This is a genomic window from Actinacidiphila guanduensis (assembly GCF_900103985.1).
Taxonomy (GTDB): Bacteria; Actinomycetota; Actinomycetes; order Streptomycetales; family Streptomycetaceae; genus Actinacidiphila; species Actinacidiphila guanduensis.
In genome coordinates this window covers 489,640-510,987 of record NZ_FNIE01000006.1, presented here as the reverse complement: position 1 = coordinate 510,987, position 21,348 = coordinate 489,640, and the positions used below count along the sequence as shown (strand labels likewise).

General features: G+C 73.1%; 20 protein-coding genes. 11 read left to right on the top strand and 9 right to left on the bottom strand.

Translation table 11 applies throughout. From position 1 onward, the window contains the following. Positions 1-533, bottom strand: a 533-nt coding sequence (locus tag BLR33_RS16350) for an FAD-dependent oxidoreductase (RefSeq protein ID WP_176930283.1), incomplete at its 3' end; no start/stop codon positions are given. Between the two features lie 297 nt (positions 534-830). Between BLR33_RS16350 and BLR33_RS16345 the strand changes: the two genes are divergently transcribed. Continuing rightward, complete coding sequence (locus BLR33_RS16345) at positions 831-1,739, top strand: SDR family NAD(P)-dependent oxidoreductase (RefSeq protein ID WP_093785172.1); 909 nt, start codon at positions 831-833, stop codon at positions 1,737-1,739. 218 nt (positions 1,740-1,957) lie between these two features. Here BLR33_RS16345 and BLR33_RS16340 read toward each other — a convergent pair whose 3' ends face one another. Continuing rightward, positions 1,958-2,434, bottom strand: coding sequence for an MEKHLA domain-containing protein (locus BLR33_RS16340; RefSeq protein ID WP_218136659.1), 477 nt, complete (start codon positions 2,432-2,434; stop codon positions 1,958-1,960). Positions 2,435-3,048: 614 nt separating this feature from the next. Here BLR33_RS16340 and BLR33_RS16335 point away from each other — a divergent pair. Continuing rightward, positions 3,049-4,011, top strand: a complete 963-nt coding sequence (locus tag BLR33_RS16335; protein ID WP_093785171.1) for a thaumatin family protein — start codon at positions 3,049-3,051, stop codon at positions 4,009-4,011. 94 nt (positions 4,012-4,105) lie between these two features. Here BLR33_RS16335 and lepB read toward each other — a convergent pair whose 3' ends face one another. After that, entirely contained in the window at positions 4,106-5,026 is a 921-nt protein-coding gene (lepB, locus tag BLR33_RS16330) for a signal peptidase I (protein ID WP_093785170.1), read from the bottom strand. 290 nt (positions 5,027-5,316) lie between these two features. Here lepB and BLR33_RS16325 point away from each other — a divergent pair, with 290 nt between their 5' ends. Next, complete coding sequence (locus BLR33_RS16325; RefSeq protein ID WP_245771440.1) at positions 5,317-8,154, top strand: ATP-binding protein; 2,838 nt, start codon at positions 5,317-5,319, stop codon at positions 8,152-8,154. Here BLR33_RS16325 and BLR33_RS16320 read toward each other — a convergent pair. Further along, the gene (locus BLR33_RS16320; RefSeq protein ID WP_093785168.1) at positions 8,138-8,719 is read right to left on the bottom strand and encodes a TetR/AcrR family transcriptional regulator; all 582 of its coding nucleotides are present in this window, start codon (positions 8,717-8,719) and stop codon (positions 8,138-8,140) included. The two genes, BLR33_RS16325 and BLR33_RS16320, sit on opposite strands and share 17 nt — an antisense overlap. A 133-nt stretch (positions 8,720-8,852) precedes the next feature. Between BLR33_RS16320 and BLR33_RS16315 the strand changes: the two genes are divergently transcribed. The 3 genes from BLR33_RS16315 to BLR33_RS16305 all read left to right on the top strand — a co-directional run bounded on the left by BLR33_RS16315 (position 8,853) and on the right by BLR33_RS16305 (position 11,148). Beyond that, positions 8,853-9,701: an alpha/beta fold hydrolase gene (locus BLR33_RS16315; protein WP_093785167.1), complete on the top strand. Its 849-nt coding sequence runs from the start codon at positions 8,853-8,855 to the stop codon at positions 9,699-9,701. A gap of 103 nt (positions 9,702-9,804) precedes the next feature. Beyond that, positions 9,805-10,284 carry a RidA family protein gene (locus BLR33_RS16310; protein WP_093785166.1) on the top strand — a complete coding sequence of 160 codons (480 nt, stop codon included), beginning with the start codon at positions 9,805-9,807 and terminating at the stop codon, positions 10,282-10,284. Positions 10,285-10,368: 84 nt separating this feature from the next. Next, the gene (locus BLR33_RS16305; protein ID WP_093785165.1) at positions 10,369-11,148 is read left to right on the top strand and encodes an IclR family transcriptional regulator; all 780 of its coding nucleotides are present in this window, start codon (positions 10,369-10,371) and stop codon (positions 11,146-11,148) included. 85 nt (positions 11,149-11,233) lie between these two features. Here BLR33_RS16305 and BLR33_RS16300 read toward each other — a convergent pair whose 3' ends face one another. Then, entirely contained in the window at positions 11,234-12,085 is an 852-nt protein-coding gene (locus BLR33_RS16300; protein WP_093785164.1) for an alpha/beta fold hydrolase, read from the bottom strand. A gap of 143 nt (positions 12,086-12,228) precedes the next feature. Further along, positions 12,229-13,050: an alpha/beta hydrolase gene (locus BLR33_RS16295; RefSeq protein WP_093785163.1), complete on the bottom strand. Its 822-nt coding sequence runs from the start codon at positions 13,048-13,050 to the stop codon at positions 12,229-12,231. Between the two features lie 733 nt (positions 13,051-13,783). Between BLR33_RS16295 and BLR33_RS16290 the strand changes: the two genes are divergently transcribed. The 4 genes from BLR33_RS16290 to BLR33_RS16275 all read left to right on the top strand — a co-directional run bounded on the left by BLR33_RS16290 (position 13,784) and on the right by BLR33_RS16275 (position 18,133). Then, entirely contained in the window at positions 13,784-14,560 is a 777-nt protein-coding gene (locus BLR33_RS16290; protein ID WP_093785162.1) for an SDR family NAD(P)-dependent oxidoreductase, read from the top strand. Between the two features lie 45 nt (positions 14,561-14,605). After that, positions 14,606-16,105: a metallophosphoesterase family protein gene (locus tag BLR33_RS16285; protein ID WP_093785161.1), complete on the top strand. Its 1,500-nt coding sequence runs from the start codon at positions 14,606-14,608 to the stop codon at positions 16,103-16,105. Positions 16,106-16,190: 85 nt separating this feature from the next. Further along, entirely contained in the window at positions 16,191-17,153 is a 963-nt protein-coding gene (locus BLR33_RS16280; RefSeq protein ID WP_245771439.1) for an RNA polymerase sigma factor, read from the top strand. Positions 17,154-17,236: 83 nt separating this feature from the next. After that, positions 17,237-18,133: an alpha/beta fold hydrolase gene (locus BLR33_RS16275; protein WP_093785159.1), complete on the top strand. Its 897-nt coding sequence runs from the start codon at positions 17,237-17,239 to the stop codon at positions 18,131-18,133. A gap of 112 nt (positions 18,134-18,245) precedes the next feature. Here the strand turns inward: BLR33_RS16275 and BLR33_RS16270 are convergent, their stop codons facing one another. Continuing rightward, complete coding sequence (locus BLR33_RS16270; protein ID WP_093785158.1) at positions 18,246-19,049, bottom strand: maleylpyruvate isomerase N-terminal domain-containing protein; 804 nt, start codon at positions 19,047-19,049, stop codon at positions 18,246-18,248. A gap of 8 nt (positions 19,050-19,057) precedes the next feature. Next, positions 19,058-19,822: an enoyl-CoA hydratase/isomerase family protein gene (locus BLR33_RS16265; RefSeq protein WP_093785157.1), complete on the bottom strand. Its 765-nt coding sequence runs from the start codon at positions 19,820-19,822 to the stop codon at positions 19,058-19,060. A gap of 218 nt (positions 19,823-20,040) precedes the next feature. Between BLR33_RS16265 and BLR33_RS16260 the strand changes: the two genes are divergently transcribed. Further along, positions 20,041-20,937 carry a LysR family transcriptional regulator gene (locus BLR33_RS16260; RefSeq protein WP_093785156.1) on the top strand — a complete coding sequence of 299 codons (897 nt, stop codon included), beginning with the start codon at positions 20,041-20,043 and terminating at the stop codon, positions 20,935-20,937. A 100-nt stretch (positions 20,938-21,037) separates the two neighbouring features. Here BLR33_RS16260 and BLR33_RS36155 read toward each other — a convergent pair whose 3' ends face one another. Beyond that, complete coding sequence (locus BLR33_RS36155; RefSeq protein ID WP_245771438.1) at positions 21,038-21,292, bottom strand: glycosyltransferase 87 family protein; 255 nt, start codon at positions 21,290-21,292, stop codon at positions 21,038-21,040. Between the last annotated feature and the right edge of the window lie 56 nt (positions 21,293-21,348).

Here is a 21,348-nt window from a genome sequence, read left to right as displayed (position 1 = left end):
ACCGTCGTTTCGAGTGCGGGATGGGCCCGCAGGAAGGTGCCCAGCGGGCGGTCGGCGCCCAGGATGAGGAGACAGCCGGGCCCGGTCTCGGGGGCCTTCGCGCCCCACAGGGTGGGCAGAGCCACCCCATCGGCAGCGGTCAGCCAGGAGGCGTCTTCCACAGCGAGCGGGCCTACGCCGGTGGCCACCACCGCATAGGGTGCGGTCAGCCGGGGACCGCTGTCGAGGGTGACGGTGACGTGGTCGTCGGAGGCGTTGATCTCGGTGGCGCGTACGCCGAGTTCGACACTGCAGAGGCTGGCACGGGTGACGTCCTTGGCGATCGCGGCGGCGAGTTCGGGTCCACTGGCGTGGCCGCCGACCACGTTGGTGACCGCCGCGATGTGCTGGAGCTTGGCGCAGAGAGCGTCCGCCTCGATCAGGACCGAGCGCATGCCGACGCTCGCAGCCATCAGCGCGGCGGCGCAGCCGGCCGGACCGCCGCCGACGATGATCAGATCGGTGCTGTCGTCGCGGGGTGCGTTCGCTGCCATGGCGTCTATTCCAGCACCGGTTCCTGGAGGTCTGTCGCGGAACACCGACGTCGCTACGGCGTGCAGCGGCTGTGCATCGTTGTCCTCCCGATCCTGCTTCTGCTATCGGCATGTCGCGGCCGCCCTCCGTCGCGCGGCCGGAGCCGTGGTGCTGCTCACGGCGACGGCAAGGACGGACACATCTCGTGGATGTTCGGACCTGGCGCCGGGGCGAGGCCACCGCGTCGGGGGACGGGCGGGCAGGGTGGGGGAGGGCCGCACGGGCGCGGCCCGCGCAATCCCCCGAAAGGATCGGACATGAACAAGACGGTCGTCGTCACGGGTGCGGGGTCGGGCTTCGGGCTGCTCACCGCCCAGGCGCTGGCGCGCGCCGGACATGTCGTCTACAGCGGCATGCGGGAAACCCGGGGGCGCAACGCCGGGGCGGCGGAGCAGGCCGAGGCCTACGCACGCGCACACGGGGTGCACCTGCGCCCGGTCGAACTCGACGTGAGTTCGGAGGAGTCCGTGGCGGCGGCGATCGGCACGGTCATCGGTGAACAGGGTGCTGTGGACGTGGTCGTCCACAACGCGGGACGTCTGATGGTGGGACCCGCCGAAGCCTGCACCCCCGAGGAGATAGCCGCGGTCCTGGACACGAACGTCCTCGGGCCGCAGCGGGTGAACCGCGCGGTGCTCCCGCACATGCGGGCCCGGGAGCACGGCCTGCTCGTGTGGATCGGGTCGTCCAGCACCAAGGGCGGCACTCCGCCCTACCTCGCTCCCTACTTCGCGGCGAAGGCGGCCATGGACGCCCTGGCGGTCTCCTATGCCGCCGAGTTGGCCCGCTTCGACATCGACACGTCCATCGTCGTCCCCGGTCCGTTCGCCCGGGGCACCGACCTGTTCGCGAAAGCCGCCCGCCCCGCGGAGCAGGACCGGCTCGCCGCATACGACGCGCGTTATCCCCGGCTGGCCGAGCACGTGGGTGCCAGGCTCGCGGCCCTGTCACCCGAGGATGCCGATGTGGCGCAGGTGGCGGCGGCCGTGGTCGAGGTCGTCGGCATGCCGCACGGCCGGCGGCCCTTCAGGGTGCACGTCGACCCGGTGAACGACGGTTCGGAGGAAGTCAGCAAGCTGGCCGACGAGAAGCGGGCCTGGTTCCTGGAGCGGATGCAACTCGCCGATCTGCTCGCGCCGCACCGGGGGATCAGCGATCCCGCCTAGTGGGGGCCGCAACCGAAGCGGGACTGCCCAGTTCCGACGAGGGCGACGTCCACGCGGTGGTCCGGGGCAAGGGGCAGAGGATGGTGGAGACGCCGGAGCCCGATGCCGTGTCGAAGTCCGGCGTTCCCAGGGGCATGAACCTGCTTCGTTCGCCTGGCAGCCGCTTCGCCCCCGCCGTTCACGGCCGACGGGAGGGCGGGCCCCGCGGCCGGACGTCCTCAGCCGTCGGACCAGGAGCGGATGAGCGCGGCCTGCCCGTGCACTTCGCCGTCCGCGTCGGCAAGGTTCCAGATGGTGACGTCCTCGATCCAGAACCGCTTGCCGGTGCCGGACTCCCGCAGCCCGCGGTAGCCCTCGGCGTAGCCCTTGCTTCTGACACCCGCCATGAGACGGTCCCGCGACTCCCGGTCGGCGACCGGGGCGGACAGGCGGGAGGGGAGACCGACGAACTGCTGCCACGTGTACGCGAACAGCCGTTGCGCCGTGGTGTTGGCGTAGACGAAGGCCGGATCCTCGGCGGCGTCCTGGGCGAGGACCGCGTACGGCGCGTCCCGGTACAGCCAGTCGGCGGCCTCCGCGTCATCCGGCAACCCGGATGTCAGAGGCCTCCCGCACAGTCGTTGATGACTGCCGCTCAGCAGGGAGAAGAACGCGGTGTCAAGCGGTGATGCAACGGATATCACGCTGTTCCTCATGGCGTCGGGATTCACCGTTCGGAGAAAAATACCCTGCCACTCCGGAGCGCGGCTCACCGCCGGAGGAGGTGGCTCGGCTTCCTTCCTCCGCCTGGAAGGGGCGGACGCCGACTGCCTGCTGCACGATGGCGCACCGTCGTGGGCGCCGCATGAACCTCGGCGAGTCAGGACAGCACCCGCCTGGCCGCGGAGAGCGATACCCCATGCCGGCCGGACTGTCGACGGGCCCGGCTGTCGTGGCGGCTGCGGTCCGGTGACGGCTGGTCCTGGGGGACGTGCCGGTGCTGGTGCCAGCGCTGCGCGACGACGCCGCACACGGCCCCGTTCGGCCTCGCCGCCGACGAAACCGTTATCCGGCGGCGCCGGGGACCGTCTCCGAAGGGAAGCCCTCACCGGCTCGGGCCGTCGCGGAGCGGTACCCCGAGTGGTGGGAGGGAGCGACGTCCGGGAGTGGTGGGATGCATCGTCGTGAGGCGCGGGGCCGTGGGCGGGAGCCGGTGACGGGACGGCGCGGGAGTGCGCGCCGGAGCAGGGGACGGCGAAGGTCGCCGCGCGGGCTTTGGGGGCGCGGCGGGATACCCGTCCTCGGGGTCGTCCTCTTCGCGTGCCTCGCCGTGGTCACCGGGGTGCTGGTGGCCGGCCTGCAGGGCAACGGCGGCACCACGGCGGCGGACGCCGCCGGGCCGCGGCCCTCTGCCGCCCCACCGGCGGCCACGCCGCCGGCGGACGCCACGAGCACCGCCGCGGCGAGCCCGACGCCGGCCCGTACGTCGACGCCCTCGCACGCGGCAACCGCCTCCCCCAAGGCCACGGCCGGCGCCCGCCCGCACCAGCCCGCCCCCGCTTCCGGCAAGGCCCCCGCGCCCGCGGGGAAGGGGAAGCGGACCATGACCCTGGTCAACCGGCTCGACCAGACCATCTGGCCGGCCATCGCAGCCGACCCCAACCACCCGGTGGCCGCCACCGGTTGGGTGCTGAAGCCCGGTGCCAGCCTGTCGTTCGCGATCCCGGACCACTGGGACGTACGGGTGTGGGCCCGGAACGGCTGCTCCTTCGACGCCGCGGGCAACGGCCACTGCACCAGCGGCGACTGCGGCCATTTCCAGTGCGGCAGCACCTGGGGCGAGTTCCCCTCGACGCTGGCCGAGTTCAATCTCAACGCCTGGAACGGCATGGACTTCTACGACGTGAGCCTCGTGGAGGGCAACAACCTGCCCATGTGGATCAACAGTTCCGGCGGCTCGTCCACCGACAAAATCGATTCCAGGGGCTGTTCGGCGGCCGGCTGCACCCACGACGCCAACGCGTCCTGCCCCACCAAGCTGCAACGGGTGCGCGGCGGCAAGGTCGTGGCCTGCCTCAGCGCCTGCCTGGCCTTCGGCACCGACCAGACGTGCTGCACCGGCGCCTACGCCGCCCGCTCGGCCTGCGTCCCCTCCTCCTGGCCGATCGACTCCGCCGCCGTCTTCAAGAAGGCCGAGCCCTTCGCCTACTCCTACGTCAACGACGACGCGACCAGCGTGCTGACCTGCTCGGGCGAGTGCGACTACCGCATCACCTGGGGTGTCAGCCCATAAAGGCCCTGGTCGTCCCGCAGCCGTCCCGCTCAGTGCCGGTTCCCGTCGGCGGCCCGCCCCCGGCACGCCGGACGGCCGGCATCCGCTCGTCCCGTCAGAGCTTGCGCCTGCGTCGCCACAGCACCAGGGGGACCGCCCCCGCCACGCCCACCGCGGTCGGGGCAGTCGCGGCCGCCGCCGAGATGCCCGGCTGGCTGAAGGTGTGGGGGACGGGCAGGGTGGACCACCGGTCGAGGGGCCAGGCGACGACGACGGCGCGGCCGACGACGTTGCCGACGGGGACGAAGCCGTGCGTGGTGTCCTGCTGGTGGTAGCGGGAGTCCAGGGAGTTCTGGCGGTGGTCCCCCATCACCCAGATCGTTCCCTTGGGCACGGTGACCTTGAACTGGCCGCCCTGGCCGTCCTCGGTGCACGGGGTGTTGCCGGGCATCAGGTACGGCTCGTCCAGCGGCCTGCCGTTGACCTTGACCGGGCCCGTCCCCTGGCACTCCACCGTGTCGCCGGCGACGCCGATGACCCGCTTGATCAGGTCGCGCTCGCCCGCGGCCGGCATGAGGCCGATGAATCCGAGGGCCTTCTGGATGACGTTGGGGTGCGGGGCTTCCTCGTCGCCCAGCCAGTCGGCGGGGTCGTGGAAGACGACGACGTCGCCGCGCTCCGGCTTCGACCCGAACCACGGGGTCAGCTTGTCCACCAGGACACGGTCGCCCGGCTGCAAGGTGTTCTGCATCGACTCCGAGGGGATCGAGAACGCCTGCAGCAGGAACGTCTTCACGATCAGCGCGAGCACCAGGGCGACGACGACGAGGACCGGCAACTCCTTCCACAACGGGCGCTGCGGGCGCCCGCCGCCCCGCTCCCGCGGGGCCCGCCGGCGCCGACCGCGCCCGCCGCGATGCCCGGACGCGCCCTGCTGCCCGGCCGCCCCGTCCTCCTCGGGCGCCCCCGCATCCGTCCCGGCCGGCCCGGAAGCCTCGGCCGCGGGCCCGCCCCCGGCCTGCGCGGCCCCGTCCATCCCCAATGCGTCCACCCTCGGCTCCCTCGTCCGCGGGTCCGGCCGTGCAGCCGGCCGGCACCCGGCGTGCCCGTGCCGTGCCCGTCGTCTTTTCCGTATCCTGCCACGTTCCGCGCCCCGCCCGGTGCTGTGCACAAGGCGTACCCGGCATCGCCACTTTCACCCAGTGAAAGTTTTTTGCCGTCCTGCGGGCCGGCGGTACCCTACGCACATTCGTATTCCCCTCCGGGAGCGGAGCCGGGCTTCAGTGGATTTCGTGCACGGTCGTGGTGGCTGACTGGAGTGTGACGGTGGAAGGTTTTCCGGAGGAGAATTTCTCCCCTTCCCTGGTGGGCCGTGAGCGGCAGGTCAAGGACATCTGCGGCTTCCTGGCCACCACCCACCGCAGTGGTGCGCTCCTGCTGTCGGGACAGCCCGGCGTGGGGAAAACCGCTCTGCTCGACGCCGCGGCGGAAACGGTGTCCGCAAAGGGGACGCGCGTGGTGCGGGCCGCCGGAGTCGAATTCGAAGCCGATGTGAGCTACTCCGGACTCCACCAGCTCCTTTTCCCTCTCACTGAATTCTTCGGCCGGCTCGACGACGTGCACGGCGGGGCGCTGCGGACGGCGCTCGGCCTCGACAGCGGGCCGCCACCGGACCGCCTCGTCGTCTCCAGCGCGACCTTGCTGCTGCTGCGGCGGGTGGCCGCCGAGAGTCGGCTGCTCCTCGTCATCGACGACCTGCCGTGGCTCGACCAGGCCAGCGCGGCCGTTCTCGGTTTCGTCGCACGCCGGCTGGAGGGCAGTCCGGTCGGCTTCCTGGGAGCCATGCGGTCGGGGAGCCCCACGCTGTTCCACCGCCTCGGGCTCCCCGAGTACGAAGTCCCGCCCCTGGACCGGACAGCGTCGGGGGAACTGCTCGACGCCCGCTTCCCCAGCCTCGCCGACCAGGTACGGGAGCGGTTGCTGGTCGTGGCGGAGGGCAACCCCCTGGCGCTGATCGAGCTGCCGACGGCGCTCAGCGGGCAGCAGCTCGCGGCCACGGAGAGCCTTCCGCCCCTGCTGCCCCTCAGCCGGCGGCTGCAGGCGCTGTTCGTCTCCCGGGTCTCGGCACTTCCCGACGCCGCACGGCGCCTGCTGCTGGTCGCGACGCTCGACGGGACCGGCGACCTCGGTGTCCTGCAGGCATCGGCGCGGGAGGCCGGGTGCCCCGCCGGTATCGAAGCCCTCACCCCCGCCGAGGAGGACAGGCTGGTGCGCTTCGACGAGGGCACCAGACGGCTCGTCTTCCGGCACCCCCTGATCCGCTCGGCGGTGATGGAGGCGTGCACCACCGCCCAGCGCCGTGCCGCCCACCGGGTCCTCGCCCAGGTGCTGCTGGACCACCCGGAGCGCAGGGCCTGGCACCTCGGCGAGGCGACCGTCGAACCGGACGAGGACGTGGCCGTCCTGCTCGAACGCTCCGCTCGCCTCATCTCCGCCCGGGGCAACGCCCGCGGCGCCGTGGCGGCCCTCGTCCGCAGCGCGGACCTCAGCCCCCGCGGCGAGGACCGGGCCCGCAGGCTCAGCGAAGCCGCGTACATCGGAGCCGACGCCACCGGGGACCTGCTCGGCGTGTCGGACCTGCTGGCCCACGCGCGCCGGGCGGATCCGGATCTGACGGACTCCCTGCACTCCGCCGCCGCTGCCGTCTACCTGACCATCAACGGCGGCGGGGACATCGACACCGCCCACCGCGTGCTCGTCGGCGCGATCGAGTCCGGCGCCCACCGCTACGACGCCAGGGACGCGGCCCTCGTCGACGCGATCCACCTGCTCCTGCTGTTGAGCTTCTACAGCGGCCGCGCCGAACTCTGGCCGCCCTTCTACGCCGCGCTCGCCCGGTTGCGCCCGGAGCCGCCGCCCCTGCTGGCCGTGGCCGGCCGGACCTTCTCCGACCCGGCGCGCACGGGAGTCGCCGCACTGGAGCAGCTGGAGCCCCTCCTGGACAGCCTCCCGCAGGAGAGCGACCCCGGGCGGATCGTGCGGATCGGGACCGCGTCGCTCTATGCCGACCGGCTGGCGGACCTGCGCGAGCCCTCCTGGCGAGTCGTCCTCCAGGGGCGGGACGGCGGGCCCCCGCGGAGGACCATCGGGGCGCTGATGCACCTGTGCCTGGGCGACTACCTGAGCGGCAGGTGGGACGAGTGCGACGAACTGGCCACCGAGGGGCTGCGCTTGTGCGAGGACTCGGGATACCGCTTCTTCACCTGGTACTTCTGGTACTGCCGGGCCGTCGTCGCGGCCGCGCGCGGTGACGACGGCCCGGCCGGTCGTCTCGCCGACCGGATCAGCGCTTTCGCCACCCCGCGGGGCGTCGGGACGGCACTGCACTACGCCCGGCACGTGCGCACGCTCGCCGGCATCGTCCGCGGTGACTTCGAGGCCGCCTACCAGCAGGCCGCGGCCGTCAGCCCCCCGGGTGTCTTCGCCTCCCATGTACCGCACGCGCTGTGGGTGGCGATGGACCTCGTCGAAGCGGCGGTGCGTACCGACCGCCGTGCCGAGGCGGCCGCGCATGTGCGCGCCATGGCGGACATCGGCATGGCGGAGCTCTCACCCCGGCTCGCCCTTCTCGCGGGCGGCTCGGCCGCCCTGTGCGCCGAGAGCGACGAGGAGGCGGTGCGCCTGTTCGCCGAGGCCCTGGCGGTGCCGGGCGTCGAGCGCTGGCCGTTCGACCTCGCCCGGGTGCGACTCGCCTACGGCGAACGGCTGCGGCGGGCCCGGGCGAACGCGGACTGCCGGGGGCAACTGAGCCAGGCCCACGACGCCTTCGCCCTGCTCGGGGCGGGGCCCTGGAGGGAACGCGCGGCCAAGGAGCTGCGGGCCTCGGGCTGGACCGCCCCGCGGACCGGTACGGCGGAGCGCTCGGTGCTCTCCCCGCAGGAACGGCAGATCGCAGAGCTGGCCGCATCCGGCCTGAGCAACAAGCAGATAGCCGAGCGGCTCTACCTCTCCCACCGGACCATCGGCGCGCACCTCTACCAGATCTTCCCGAAGCTCGGCATCTCCTCCCGTGCGGCGCTCCGCGACGCACTCGCCGCACTGGACGAGCAGGACGGGCCGGACGGGCAGGACGTGACCGGCGGCGGGTTCAGCGGTCGTCGGTGAGGGACCGCAGGAGGGTGTCGAGGGTGGCCTCCAGGGCGGTGTGGGCGTCGTCACCCGGGGGGAGGGCGCGGGCTATCGTGACCGCGCCGACGATGGAGGCGATCAGGGCCCAGGCGTGCCGGGTCTGCTCCTCCGGCGTGCCCGGCATCGCCGGGGCCAGGTTCTCGACGAGGTCGACCATGCGACTGCGATAGGTCTCGCGGACGGAGTCCCCCGCCCGTGCGACGTCGGCGCTCAGCGACGGCATCACGCAGCCGGTGGCGACGTCGGTGCGGTGATCGTCGCTGAGGTAGAGGCGCAGGACGTCGACGAGCCGGCGGCGCCGCTCGGCGGGGTCGGGGTCGGCTATGCCGGCGAACTGCAGGCCCACCTCGTGGGCGACGACCTCTTCGAGCAGCCCTTCCTTGCCGGCGAAGTTGGAGTAGAGCGCGCCTGAGGTGACGTGGGCGGCGGCGGCCAGCGCGTCGACCCCCACGGCGTGGAAGCCCTTCTCCTTCAGCGTGCCGGACGCCTCCCGCAGGATCGCCGCCTTCGCGTGGACCTTGTGGTCCTTGGGGTATCGCATCGCGTCTCACTCCTCCTGGTCCGGGGCGCCGGCCGTCCCTTGCCTGTTATAGGGTAGCGGTCGTTATATAGCGAGCGCTATCCTAAGAACGTCCGGCGCCCGCCGGCACCCATCGCGAGGGAAGGACTCCACCATGTCCGCAGCAACCGCAAGCTCCGCCCCCACCAAGACCGTCGACGTCGCGGGCACCCCCTTCGCCTACCGCGAGGTGGGTACGGGCGAGGGTGTCCCGCTCGTCCTGCTCCACCACGTCACCGCGGTGCTGGACGACTGGGATCCCGCCGTGGTCGACGGACTGGCGGCCGAGCGGCGCGTCGTCCTGGTCGACCTGCGCGGGGTCGGCCGCTCCGGCGGGACCACCCCCGACACCTTCGAGGCGATGGCCGACGACACCGTCGCCTTCCTCGACGCCCTCGGCCTGGGCGAGGTCGACCTGCTCGGCTACTCCTTGGGTGGCATCGTCGCCCAGGTCGTCGCCCAGCAGTACCCGGACCGCGTCCGCCGGATGATCCTGGCCGCCACCGCGCCCGCCGGCGCCGAGGGGCCGGCCGCCACCGGCGCCACCCTCCAGGCGGCCGTCCAGAAGGCGACCGAGCAGGGCAAGCACCCCAAGCACTTCCTGTTCTTCGAGCCCTCACCGGCCGGCCAGGCGGCAGCGGACGCCTTCCTCGCCCGCCTCGACGAGCGCACCGCCGACGACCGCGACACCCCCATCTCCGACCAGGCCGTCGGCGCCCAGCTCACCGCACTCACCGCATGGGAGCAGAACACTTCGCCGGCCGGCCTGGCAGCCGTGAAGCAGCCCGTGCTCGTCGTCAACGGCGACCACGACGCGATGTGGCCCACGGAGACCGGCACCCTCCGCCTCGCCCAGTTGCTGCCCCACACCAAGCTGGCCGTGTACCCCGACTCCGGGCACGGCGGCATCTTCCAGTACCACGAGGTGTTCGTGCGGCAGGCGCTGGACTTCCTGCGCGACTGAGTACGCACCACGCCGGCGTCCGTACAGTCCCCGGCGACAGGCCAACGGGGGCCGACAAGGGACGACGCGGAAAGAGGTCGGACGACGTGGGAAGGGGAGGACGATGAAGATCGAGAAACGCCTGGAGGAGCTGGGGTTGCACCTTCCCGAGCCGATGCGGCTTCCTCCAGGAGTCAGCCTGCCCTTCCCCTGGGTGAGGATCCACGGCGACCGGGCCTTCGTCTCCGGGCACGGGCCGCTGACGCGGGACGGGTCGCTCCCCTCCCTGCTGGGCAAGGTCGGCGCGGAAGTGTCGCTGTCGGACGCCTACGACGCCGCACGCTCCACCGCCCTTGCCGTGCTGGCGAGTCTGCGGGCGGCGCTCGGCGACCTGGACCGCGTCACCGCCTGGCTCAGGGTCTTCGGCATGGTCAACGCCGCGCCCGGGTTCACCTCGGCACCGGCGGTGATCAACGGTTTCTCCGACCTGGTCCTGGAGCTGTGGGGGCCGGAAACCGGCAGTCACGCCCGTTCGGCAGTGGGCCTCGCGGAGCTCCCCTTCCGTATCCCGGTGGAGATCGAAGCCGAGGTCGCGATCCGCTGAGCCGGGCCGCGGGTTGCACCGCGCACCGGGGTACGCGCACCTCGTGGCGACCCCGCAAGCAACGACGTACGAAGGGTGATCAGGATGCCGGGCGAGGAGAGCATGTCGGTCACGGGCAAGGCCCTGGCCCTGCTGGAGGCTTTCTCCTACGAGAACCCCGCGCTGACACTCACCGAACTGTCGCGCCGGACGGGGCTGTCGCTTCCCACCGTGCACCGCCGTGCCGCCGAACTCGTGGCCTGGGGTGCTCTCGAACGGGGCGTGGACCGGCGGTACAGGGTGGGCCTGAAACTGTGGGAGCTGGCCACCCTCTCCCCGCGCGGCCACGGCATGCGGGACATCTCGCTGCCGTTCATCCAGGGCCTCTACGACGCGGCGCGCCAGCAGCACATCCACCTCTCGGTCCGGAACCACCTGGACGTCGTCATCCTGGAGCGGCTCAGCGCGCCCGGGGCTCCGCAGGCCGTCGGCCGGGCGGGCGGGCGCTTCGGCACCTTTGCCACCGGGGCCGGACTGGTGCTGCTCGCCCACGCCCCCGAGGAGGTGCGCGAGGAGTACCTGCGGGGCCCGCTGCCCCGCCACAGCGAGAACACGGTCACCGACGCCGGCCGGCTCCGGTCGATCCTGGCCACCGTCCGCAGGCAGGGGTATTCCTCCAGCGAGAAGATGATGGGCCCGGACATCCACTGCGTGGGCGCTCCCGTGTACGGACCGGACGACTCCGTGGCGGCTGCGGTCTCCATCTGCTTCCGGGCCGGCACCCGGTCCGTCCAGGACGTCGCCCCTTCCGTCCGGGCGACCGCCCGCCGGATCTCCCGGGCCCTCGCCGAGCCGTTCCCCGGGCCCACGCTACCCTCGGCGTGACCCGACGCGACCTGTGCGCGCACCACCGGGCGGCGGGGTGACCCCGGCCGCCCGGCGGTGCCGTCGCGGGTTGCGTCGCGGAGGGTCAGCCGGTGGCGCGGGCGGCCTGCTCGATGAGGCCGGTGACGGTGCCGGGGTCGGTGACCTGCGCGGCGTGGGGAGTGTCGGCCTCGACGGTGTGGGCGTGGGCGCGCTCGGCCATGAAGCGTTCGGCGGCCGGCGGGATCACGTGGTCGTCGTCCGAGACGAGGTACCAGGAGGGGATGGTCCTCCAGGCGGGGGTGCCGGAGGGTTCGCCGAGGGCCTGCGGGGTGGCGGGGCTCTGGGTGGCGGCGAGTTCGGCGGCGGTCGTGGTGCTCACGCGGTTGCTGAAGAACAGGCTGCGGTACTGGTCGGGCTTGGCGTAGAGGTCGACGCCGGTGGTGCCGTCGGCCTTGGTGAAGGGGACGGGGGTGAGGGCCGTGGGGATGGCGGCGGTGGGGTCGTCGGTGATCTGCGTGCCGGGGAACTTCGCGGTCAGGGTGTTGGCGTCCTCCCCCTTGTCGGGTGCGAAGGCGGAGATGTAGACGAGCGCCTTGACGTTGCCGTTGCCGGTGGCGGCATCGGTGATCACCGAGCCGCCGTAGGACTGGCCGACCAGGACGACCGGGCCCTTGACGGTCTTGAGGTAGGAGGCCAGGTAGGCCGAGTCGTCGGACAGGCTGCGCAGGCCGGTGGGCGGCGCGGCGACCGGGTAGCCGGCGGCCTGCAGACGCTCGACGACGCCGCTCCAACTGGCCGCGTCGGACCAGGCGCCGTTGACGAGGACGACGGTCGGCTTGGGCGCGGCCGCGTTCCGGTGGAAGGGTGCGGCCGCGGCGATCGTGGTCACACCTGCGGCCAGGGCGACGGCAGTTGCGCCGAGAACGGCGATACGGAAGGTACGACGGGTGGACATGACTCTTCTCCTGATTGCGGTAGTACGGCCCTGAGCGGGCCGGGTGGGGCGAGGCGGGCTCGATGGGCGCGATGGGCGCGATGGGCTCGGCCGGGGGCGGGCGCGCCGGTCCGCGGAGGCGCGGCGGCGGAGTCGGCCGGTGGTCAGGCGTGGGCGAGGAGGTGCGCCTCGGCCCAGTCCAGCGCGTAGTCGGCGACCTCCTCCCAGCCCTTCTGGCCGACGGTGAAGTGCGAGCGCCCGGCGAACTCCCGGTAGTCGGTGACGGCGGGCGACTTGCGGTAGAGGCGCCAGTTGGCCTTGTTCACCTTGGGCGGCACGATGTGGTCGGCACCCCCGGCGATGAACAGCAGCGGCGCCCGGCGGCCGTTGCGGAAGTCGATCCGGGTGGCCGCCTTGGGATGGAAGTTGGCGAACGCCCCCTGGAAGAGGACCCGGGCCGAGCCGGGGACGGCGTACCGCTCGTACTGGGCGGCCGACTCGGACGCGCTGAGGGTGTTGGTGACGGCGTAGTGGAACTGTTCTGCCGTCAGCGGGACCGCCTTGTTCCGGTTGGCGGGGTTTCCCAGCACCGGCCAGGTCGATCGGAGGGTGGACAGGGGCAGCGGGAGCACTCCCTTGACCGCGGCCGAGTCGATGGCGACCCCGGCGCTGCCCAGGCCGCGGTCGAGCAGGATCTGCACGATCGTGCCGCCGAACGAATGGCCCATGATGACCGGCGGCCGGTCCAGGGCGCGGATGATCCGCTCGTAGTGGTCCGCCACCTCCCGGACGCCGACGCCCGCGATGCCCGCGGGGTCGCGCCGCAGGTCCTCGACCTCGCGGTCGAGGCCGGGCCAGGCCGGGGCGAGGACCCGGTAGCCACGCGTCTCGTAGTGGTGTCTCCACCCCTCCCAACTGCGCGGGTTCACCCAGAGGCCGTGGATGAGCACGATCGTGCCGGCCTCGTTGTCGGGGGACTCGTTCACGCGGAACTCCGTTCTGCAGGGGTCGTGTGCGTCCGGCGGTGGGCCCGAAGGCGGCGCCGGGGTGCGGACGGCGGGGGACGGCGGGGGGACGACGGGGAAGGGACGCGCGTCCCCCCCCCCCGCTGTGTCGCCGTGCGGGGCGGCCGGTCCGTCGCGGTGCCGCACGCTTCGCGGTCGGACGGTCCGGAGCCGCGACCCGACGATCCCCCGGCCACGCCGGGCGCCGCATCGGTCGATCGACCGTCGCTTCGTCACCTGGGCGGCAGCCGTTTGCCCGGCCACGGCGCGCGGCGGTTCCCGTTGGCGTAGGTAGCGGGCGGCCCGGACGCCTTCCTCCGCGCGGAAGCAGAACGTGGCTGGTGCCGTCCCGGCCGTCGCCGCCGGGGAGGGCCGCCGGGACCGTCCCCACGCCGCGGACAGCGGTGGGCAGCCCTCCGCGCGAGGCGACGCTGCGACCCGGGGGCTCTGCCCGCCGTGCGCGGGGGCGGTGCCGGGGCGGGGCGGCGGAAGACGACGAAGACGCGGAAGACGAGGAAGACACAGTCATGCGGAAGACACAGTCACGCGGACCGTCATTCGACCGAGGCGGAAGGGCACGGCTCACGGCGATGCTGGCCATCTGCTGGCCATCTGGTCAGGTGCGTCCCGCACCTTCGCAGCCCGGCCGGTACCCGCGGCCCGACCTCCACCCGCCGACGCGCCCCACCGCCCGCGTCATCCGCAGAGGAGCCCGATGTCGAAGACCGTTCTTGTCGCCGCGGCTGCCACGGGACTCGGCGCGACGACCGCGTTGGCGCTGGCCCGCGCCGGTCACACCGTGTACGCCGGGTTCGGGCCCGTCCGCGCGGTGCTGCCGGACGCACTCACCGCGCTCGGGGACCAGGTGCTGCCGCGGGACGCCCGCCTCCACCCCCTCGCGCTCGACACCGCCGACCAGCACTCGGTCTCCGCCGCGATCGGTGAGATCACGAACCGCTGCGGCCGCGTCGACGCCGTGATCCACGCGCCCGGACCCGTCCCGCGCGGACCGGTCGAATCCTTCACCCCTTACCAACTCGCGCAGATCTACGACGCGCACGTGCTCTCCAGCCAGCGGATCAACCGCGCGGTCCTGCCGGCGATGCGCGAGCGGCAGGAGGGGCTGCTCGTCTGGGTAGTGCCGGCTCCGCGCCGCGACGAAGCGACTCCTTACCTGGCGCTGTACGCGGAGATCACCGCGGTGGTCGACCACTTGGCGGCGAGCTACGCGCGGGAACTGGCCGGCTTCGGCGTCGAGGTCTGCACCGTCGCGTGCGGATCGCTCGCAGCCGACCCCGGCCGGTACCCCCGGCTGATCCACCCCGACGACACCGAGACGTTCGCCGCCTACGACGCCCGGCACCCCGGCCTCGTGGACGGCGCGGACGCCGTCCTCGCGCCCCGGGCGGCCGGGGACGCGGAGATCGCGCGGACGGCGGAAACGATCGTGCGGGTGGTCAACGACCCCACCGGAACGGGGCAGTTCACCTGAGCACGGCCCGGTTGCGCCGCGCACGTCCCTTGTTACAGTGCGCCGGTGCCTGCCTCATCTTCCCGCGACTCCGCGGCCGGCGCCGGATGGCGCAGCGAACGCCCCGGCGCGTACCGGCAGTTGATGCCCAGCCGGGTCCGCAAGGTGTTCTGGCTGAACCCGGCCACCCTCTGGGCCGCCCGCAACGGCCCGCTCGCCTCCCTGTTCGGCGACCCGACCGGCGCCGACCGGAGCCGCTGGGTCCGGGCGCAGGCCGAGCGCGGCGCCGATCCCGCCCGCCCCATCCGGCGCGAGGACCCCGAGCACTACTCCTTCCTCCTGCTCGGCGACACCGGCGAGGGCGACGACCCGCAGTACGCCGTCGTCCCCGGCATGCTCGCGGCGGGCGCCGGCACCCGCTTCGCCCTGATCTGCAGCGACGTCCTCTACCCGGTGGGCAGCGCCAACGAGTACGGCACCAAGTTCTTCCGCCCCTACCGGGACTACGCCGCGCCGATCTACGCGATACCCGGCAACCACGACTGGTACGACGGCCTGGTCGGCTTCATGCGCGTCTTCTGCCGCGCCCCGCAACTGCCGCCCGGCCCCAAGCCCCGCGCGCTGACCGCCGCCTGGTGGCGCGGCCTGCTCTGGAAGAGCCCCGACACACCCGACGACGCCGCCCTCGACCGCCCCCGGCAGATGCGCGCCGCTCCCGAGCAGGCCGCCGAACAGCCCGGCCCCTACTGGGCGATGGACACCGGCCCGCTGCGCATCATCGGCATCGACACCGGCCTGCTGGGCGACCTCGACGCCGAACAGGGCGCCTGGTTGCGCGAGGTCGCCCGCGGCCCGCGCCCCAAGATCCTCATCACCGGCTCACCGCTCTACGTCGACGGCGAGTACCACCCCTGCGCCATAGCCGGCGGCGGCACCGTGGACGACATCGTCCGCGACCCCGCCAACACCTTCGTCGCGGCCATCGGCGGCGACATCCACAACTACCAGCACTACCCGGTCGACGTGGACGGCCGGCGCATCGAGTACGTCGTCTCCGGCGGGGGCGGCGCCTTCATGCACGCCACCCACACCATCCCCAAGGTGGCCGTCGGCGGCGTCGGCGAGGACGACTTCCGCTGCTATCCCATGCGCGGCGACTCCCTCGCCTTCCACAGCCGGCTCTACGCCCGCCGCCTCCACCTGCCGATGCTGGAGCTCACCCCCGAGGAGGCCACCGCCGTCATCGCCCGGCGCCTGGGCACCACGCCCGTGCGCGCCACCGACGCCCCCGTCACCTTCCGCGCCCACCTGGTCGCCACCCTGCTCGGTGTCGCCCACCGGCCCGACCGCGGCGCCCGGCTGCGCCTGCCGGTCCGCAAGACCTACACCCAGGTGCTCTCGCCCGGCTCCGCCACCTACAGCCCGCCGTTCTTCAAGAGCTTCCTGCGCCTGGACGTGACTCCCACCACCGTCCGGGTGCGCTGCTTCGCCGCCACCGGCATGCGCGAGCAGGAGCTCGACCCCCCGGTCGAGGACGACTTCACGATCACCCTCCCGGCGGCCTGAAGGCGTCCTCGCCCGGGAGGAGCCGGCGAGGCGTCGTATGCCCGGGGCGCAGAAGCCCCGGGGCGGACCACGTACCCTGGGGCCGGTGGGGAGTGCGGGGTTCGGGAGTCCGTCCGACGGCGAGCTGGTGCGCGGTGCGCGCACCGGGGACGCGGCGGCTCTCGGGGCACTGCTCGGCCGGCACCGGGCCGGGATGCAGGCCGTGGCGCTGAGCGTGCTGGGCAACCGGCCCGATGCCGAGGACGCCGTCCAGGACGCCTGGCTCATCGCCTTCCGGCGGATCGGCGACCTGCGGGACCCCGAATCCGCGGGCGCCTGGCTGCGCATGATCGTGCGCAACGTCTGCCGCTCGCGGTTGCGCTCGGCACCCCCCACGACGCCGTTCGTGGACCTGTCCCTGCCCGTGACGGAGTCCGGACCCGAGCAGGTCGTCGACCGGCATGCCCTGCGGGACTGGATCTGGCAGGCGGTCGACCAGCTGTCCCCCACGCTGCGCATGACCGTCATGCTGCGGCACTTCAGCCCGCGCAGCCCCTCCTACGCCCAGATGGCAGCCCTGTGCGGCGTCCCCGTCGGCACCGTGCGCAGCAGGCTCAGCGAGGCCAGGAGGAAACTCGTGGAGGCGATGGCCGCGACGGCGGACGCGGCGCACGCCGATGTCCTGGCCGCGTCCCGGCGAAGCGCCCGGGAGGCGGTGGAGACGCTGGCCGCGGCCGAGCAGGGGCGGTTCGCGGAGCTGACGGCCGAGCGCTGGACCCCGGACGCCGCCTACTACGTGGGGCGGCAGCGCGTGGGCGACCAGGACTTCCTGATCCGCGGTATGGCGTGCGATCTCGAAGCAGGGGTGCGCCAGCGTTTCGTGAGCGCCGTCACCAGCCGGGACACGACCATCTGGGAAATGGACCTGGTCAGTCCGCCGGACGCGCCGGACCACTGCCCGCCGGCCGTGGCCTGGGTCATGACGACGAAGGACGGCCGGATGCACCACCTGCGCCTCTTCCACGCGAGCGGGGTCCGCGACGAGCGGACACCGCCCCAGGACGCGTGACCCGCATCACCTCTCCGTGGTCGAACTTCTCCGGACGCACTGCGTCTTGCGGGTGTTTTCAGCCCTACCCACACGGAGAACCGATGCAGAACGAAACGGCCGGCCTCCTGTCGCCCGGAGCCCACGAGGTCGTGGTGGACGGCCTGGACCAGCGCTACCACGTCCACGGCTCGGGCCCGGTCTGCCTGGCGCTGCCCGGCGGTCCTGGCGTCGTCTGGCAGTCCCTGCGGGCACCGGCCCTCGAAGAGTCCCTGACCATGGTGTACGTCGAGCCGCTGGGGACCGGCGGTTCGCAGCGCCTGCCGTCCCACCCGCACGGCTACACCCGCGAGCGCCACACACGCGCGCTGATCGGGCTGCTCGACCGGCTGTCGCTGCCCCGGGTGTTCCTGCTCGGGCACTCGTACGGCGGTTTCGTGGCCCAGTACGCGGCGCTGCACCACCCGGACCGCCTCCGCGGGCTGGTGCTGTACGAGAGCGCCCCGGTGACCGGGCCCGAGCACATGGCCGAAGCCGCGGCCAGGGTCGAGGAGTTCGTCCACCGCAACGAGGGCCGCGAGGAGCTCCCCGTGGCGCTCGCGGCGCTCCAAGGCGTCGGAGCCGCCACCGACGACGAGACGGTCACGGCAGCATTGCGCGGCCTGGTGCCGATCTACTTCGCCCGCTACTGGGACCGCGAGGAGGAGTTCCGCGGGTTCCGGGAGATGCTCACCTGCACCTACATATCGTCCCTCGACGAGAACGGCGAACCCGACACCATCGACGACCGGGCGACCCTCCCGGGGCTCGACCTGCCCACCCTGGTCGTCGTCGGGCGGCATGACGTGATCTGCGGACCGCGGTGGGCCCAGGAACTCCACACGCTGATCCCCGGATCGCACCTGGTCGTTCTGGAGGACAGCGGGCACTTGGGCCACGTCGAGGAGCCGGAGGCGTTCGCGGACGCCGTGCGCGCATTCGTCGCATCGGCATCCGCGTAGCGGCGGTCCGTCCGGCATGAGGTCCGCCGACGCAGTCGGCGGACCTCCTCGGACACCTCCCGGGAGGCCGGGAGCCGGCAGCGCCGACTCCTTTCGCCGTGCGTGGCGGGCATCAGAACCCCGGGAACAGCGCCCGGAGGTCCGCCAGGGAGGCGGCGCCTGTGACTTGGACGTGGTCCGCGTCCTGGCTGCGGCCGTAGACCAGGCGCAGTACCGCCTCGGCCGTGCCCGACACGGTGCCCGCCGGTTGCGCGGGCTCGCACGGATACAGGTGCAGTTCGGCGTCCAGGTCGAGCAGGACCACCCCCGGCGGGCCGGTGAGGTCGAGCGCCAGCTGGGCCGGTGCCAGGCGGCCGAGGGTCACCGGATCGCGGAAGCGGGTGGCGACCAGGTCCAGCCGCCGCCACAGCAGCGCCACCTCGCCGGCCGGGATCACCGCCGCCGCGTCGAGAGCAGCTTCGACGTCCCAGGCGTGCACCGACTGCTCCGAGAGCCGGTAGCCGGCGTACGCGGGGAGGTCGAGCAGGCCGGCGAAGTACGGAACCCGCACCTCCTGCCCGGGTCCGCCCCGCAGGGAGTCCAGCAGTTGCAGGTGCCGCGCGTCGGCGCTCCGCCACGCTTCGCGCCGGGCCGGTGCTGTCATGGCGTCCCAGCGGGCCCACACCGGCTCCACCTCCTCCCGCGTGGGCCCGCCCGTACCGCCCGCGACACCGCGTTCGAGCAGGCCCGTGCAGATCTCGGCGGCGCTGCCCAGGTGGGACAGGACCTGCGCGATGCTCCAGCCCGCGGCGCGCGAGGGACTGCTCAGCTCCCTCTCCGGCAGCGCGTCCACGACGGCAGCCAGGCGCTCGGAGGCGGCGTGCAGTGCCGCGAGCCAGGGCCCCAGACCACCGGGGGCCTCCGTCTGCGCCCGCATGCCGTCCCTCACTTCCCCTGGTACGCGAGGTCGGCCGCGGTGAGCCCCTCCAGGGCCATGCCGAGCTGCACGCCCTCGGCCATGCGGCGGCTGATCCGCTGGCGGAGCGTGACGGCGAGGTAGCGGGTCAGCAGCTGCGGCCTGGCCGCCAGTTGCTCGGCGAGCTCCTGCGCCCGGGGCAGCACCTCGGCCGGCGGCAAAACCTCGGCGACGGCACCCCAGCGCTCGGCCTGCTCGGCGGTGAAGGACCCCTGGGTGAGGGTCAGGTAGCGGCTGCGGTTCAGGCCCAGCGCCTCCTCCCAGACGATCTGCAGACCGTCGCCGGGGACGATGCCGAAGGTCAGGTGGGGGAAGTCGGAGAAGACGGCGGTCTGCGCGGCGATGACGATGTCGGCCAGCAGCACGTACTCGCTGTGCACGGAGGCCGGGCCGTTCACGGCGGCGACGATCGGCATCTCCAGATCGACCAGGCGCTGCAGCACCCGCCGGCCCTCGCCGAGGGTGCGGTCCCAGACGGCCGGCTTGGTGATGTCGCCGAGGCTGGCGCCGTCGATGTCGGTCATGAAGCGGTCGCCCGTCCCGGTGAGGACCAGCACCTTGTTGGCACGGTCCTCGCCGATCTCGTACAGGGCGCGGGGGAAGTCGGTGTGGGTCTCGCCGGTGAAGGTGGCCGGCCCGCCGTCGGTGTGGAAGCGGAGGGTCAGCACACCCGATTCGGTCCGGCTCATCGCCAGGTTCTTGAAGGCCGTGAAGTAGGACGGGGTCTCGGACATGGAAGGTGCTCCTCGTGCGCCGGGCGGTCGTTCCGCCCTGGCGCCCTCCATTCGACCGCCACCGCCCGGGGACGCAAAGCGCCTGGCCAGACGGGCCGCCGGGGGGTGTCATAAGCCGCGGAAATAGGTCCTGGCAGGGGGCCCGGAATGTGCCGGACCGCACACGGCCGCCCCCGCCGGGGGCACGCGGCGTCCCGGGGATGTGGTGCGATGGAGGCATGGAGATCCGCACGATGCGCGCGTTCGTCGCGGTGGTCGAGGACCAGAGCCTGTCCGCCGCGGCCCGGCGGATGCATCTCAGTCAGCCCGCCCTCTCCCAGACGATGAACGCCCTCGAGCGCGAGTTCGGCGTGCAGTTGCTGAACCGCGGCCGCTCGGGGGTCCGGCCCACCGAGGCGGGTACGACCCTGCTCACCGAAGCCCGTGCCGTGCTCGCCCGCTACGAGCGCGCGCTGACCGCCATGGCCGCGCACACCGCCTCCGCCGGCACCGTGCTGCGCATCGGCATCCCCCTGGAGCTGCCGACCGACCTGCTGTCCAACGCGCTGCTCGACGTCGTCGGCGCCCATCCCGGCACCCGGATCCAGGCCCAGCACCTGTCCACCACGGCCCAACTGGCGGAGCTGCGCCGGAACGGGCTCGACCTGGCGCTGGTGCGGGAGCGCCCGGTGGGCAACGAGTTCGACGCCATGCTCGTCGTGGAGGAGCATCTGGGCGTCCTGCTCGCGGCAGAGCGCGCCGCCGAGTTGGGGAAGGAGGAAGGCGTCCGGCTGGACGCCCTCCAGGGACTGGAATGGGTGGGATTCCCCCGCTCCGGCAGCCCGGCCTGGTACGACGAGCTCACCGCCGTCCTGCGCACCCACGGCATCGACCCCGGCCCGGTCGTCCCGGACGGGCAGACCCTCATCGCGGAGGTGAAACTCGCCGCAGTCAGCGCCGACCGCGCCTTCGCCCTCGCCCCGCCGGACTGGTCCCAGCCGCTCCCGGACACCGTCACCTGGCTCCCCCTCGTCGGCCGGCCCCTCACCCGCCGCACCTGGGCCGTGTGGGACGCCGCCTCCCACCGCCGCGACCTGGCGCACCTGGTCTCCGTGCTGAACCGGCCTGCCGGTTAGCCCGAGCGCTACCGGGCCACCCGCGGCCGCACGGACGGCCGCGGGCGTCAGGGGGTGACGGTGCTCGTCTCCGCCGGGGCGGTCACGCGGGGGCGCAGCGTCACCACGGCGGTCGCGGCGATGAAGGCGAGCCCGGCCAGCGGGTAGATCGCGGCGACCCGCACAGCGCGACCGCCACTGCGGCGGCCAGCCACAGCGGCGTCGGGTGCGGCGTGTGCTGCAACCGGGCGACGACACCGCGCAGGGACTGGTTGGCGATGTTCACCGCCGAGCCGGACCGGTCGGGGTCGAAGGCGCAGCCGGTCCAGTAGCGGAACGAGTCGTACGGCAGCAGAACGGCGGTCAGCAGGGCCACGCATGCTGCCCGTGCACGGCCCCCCGGGCGGCCACTACGGCGCCGAACTGTTCTCC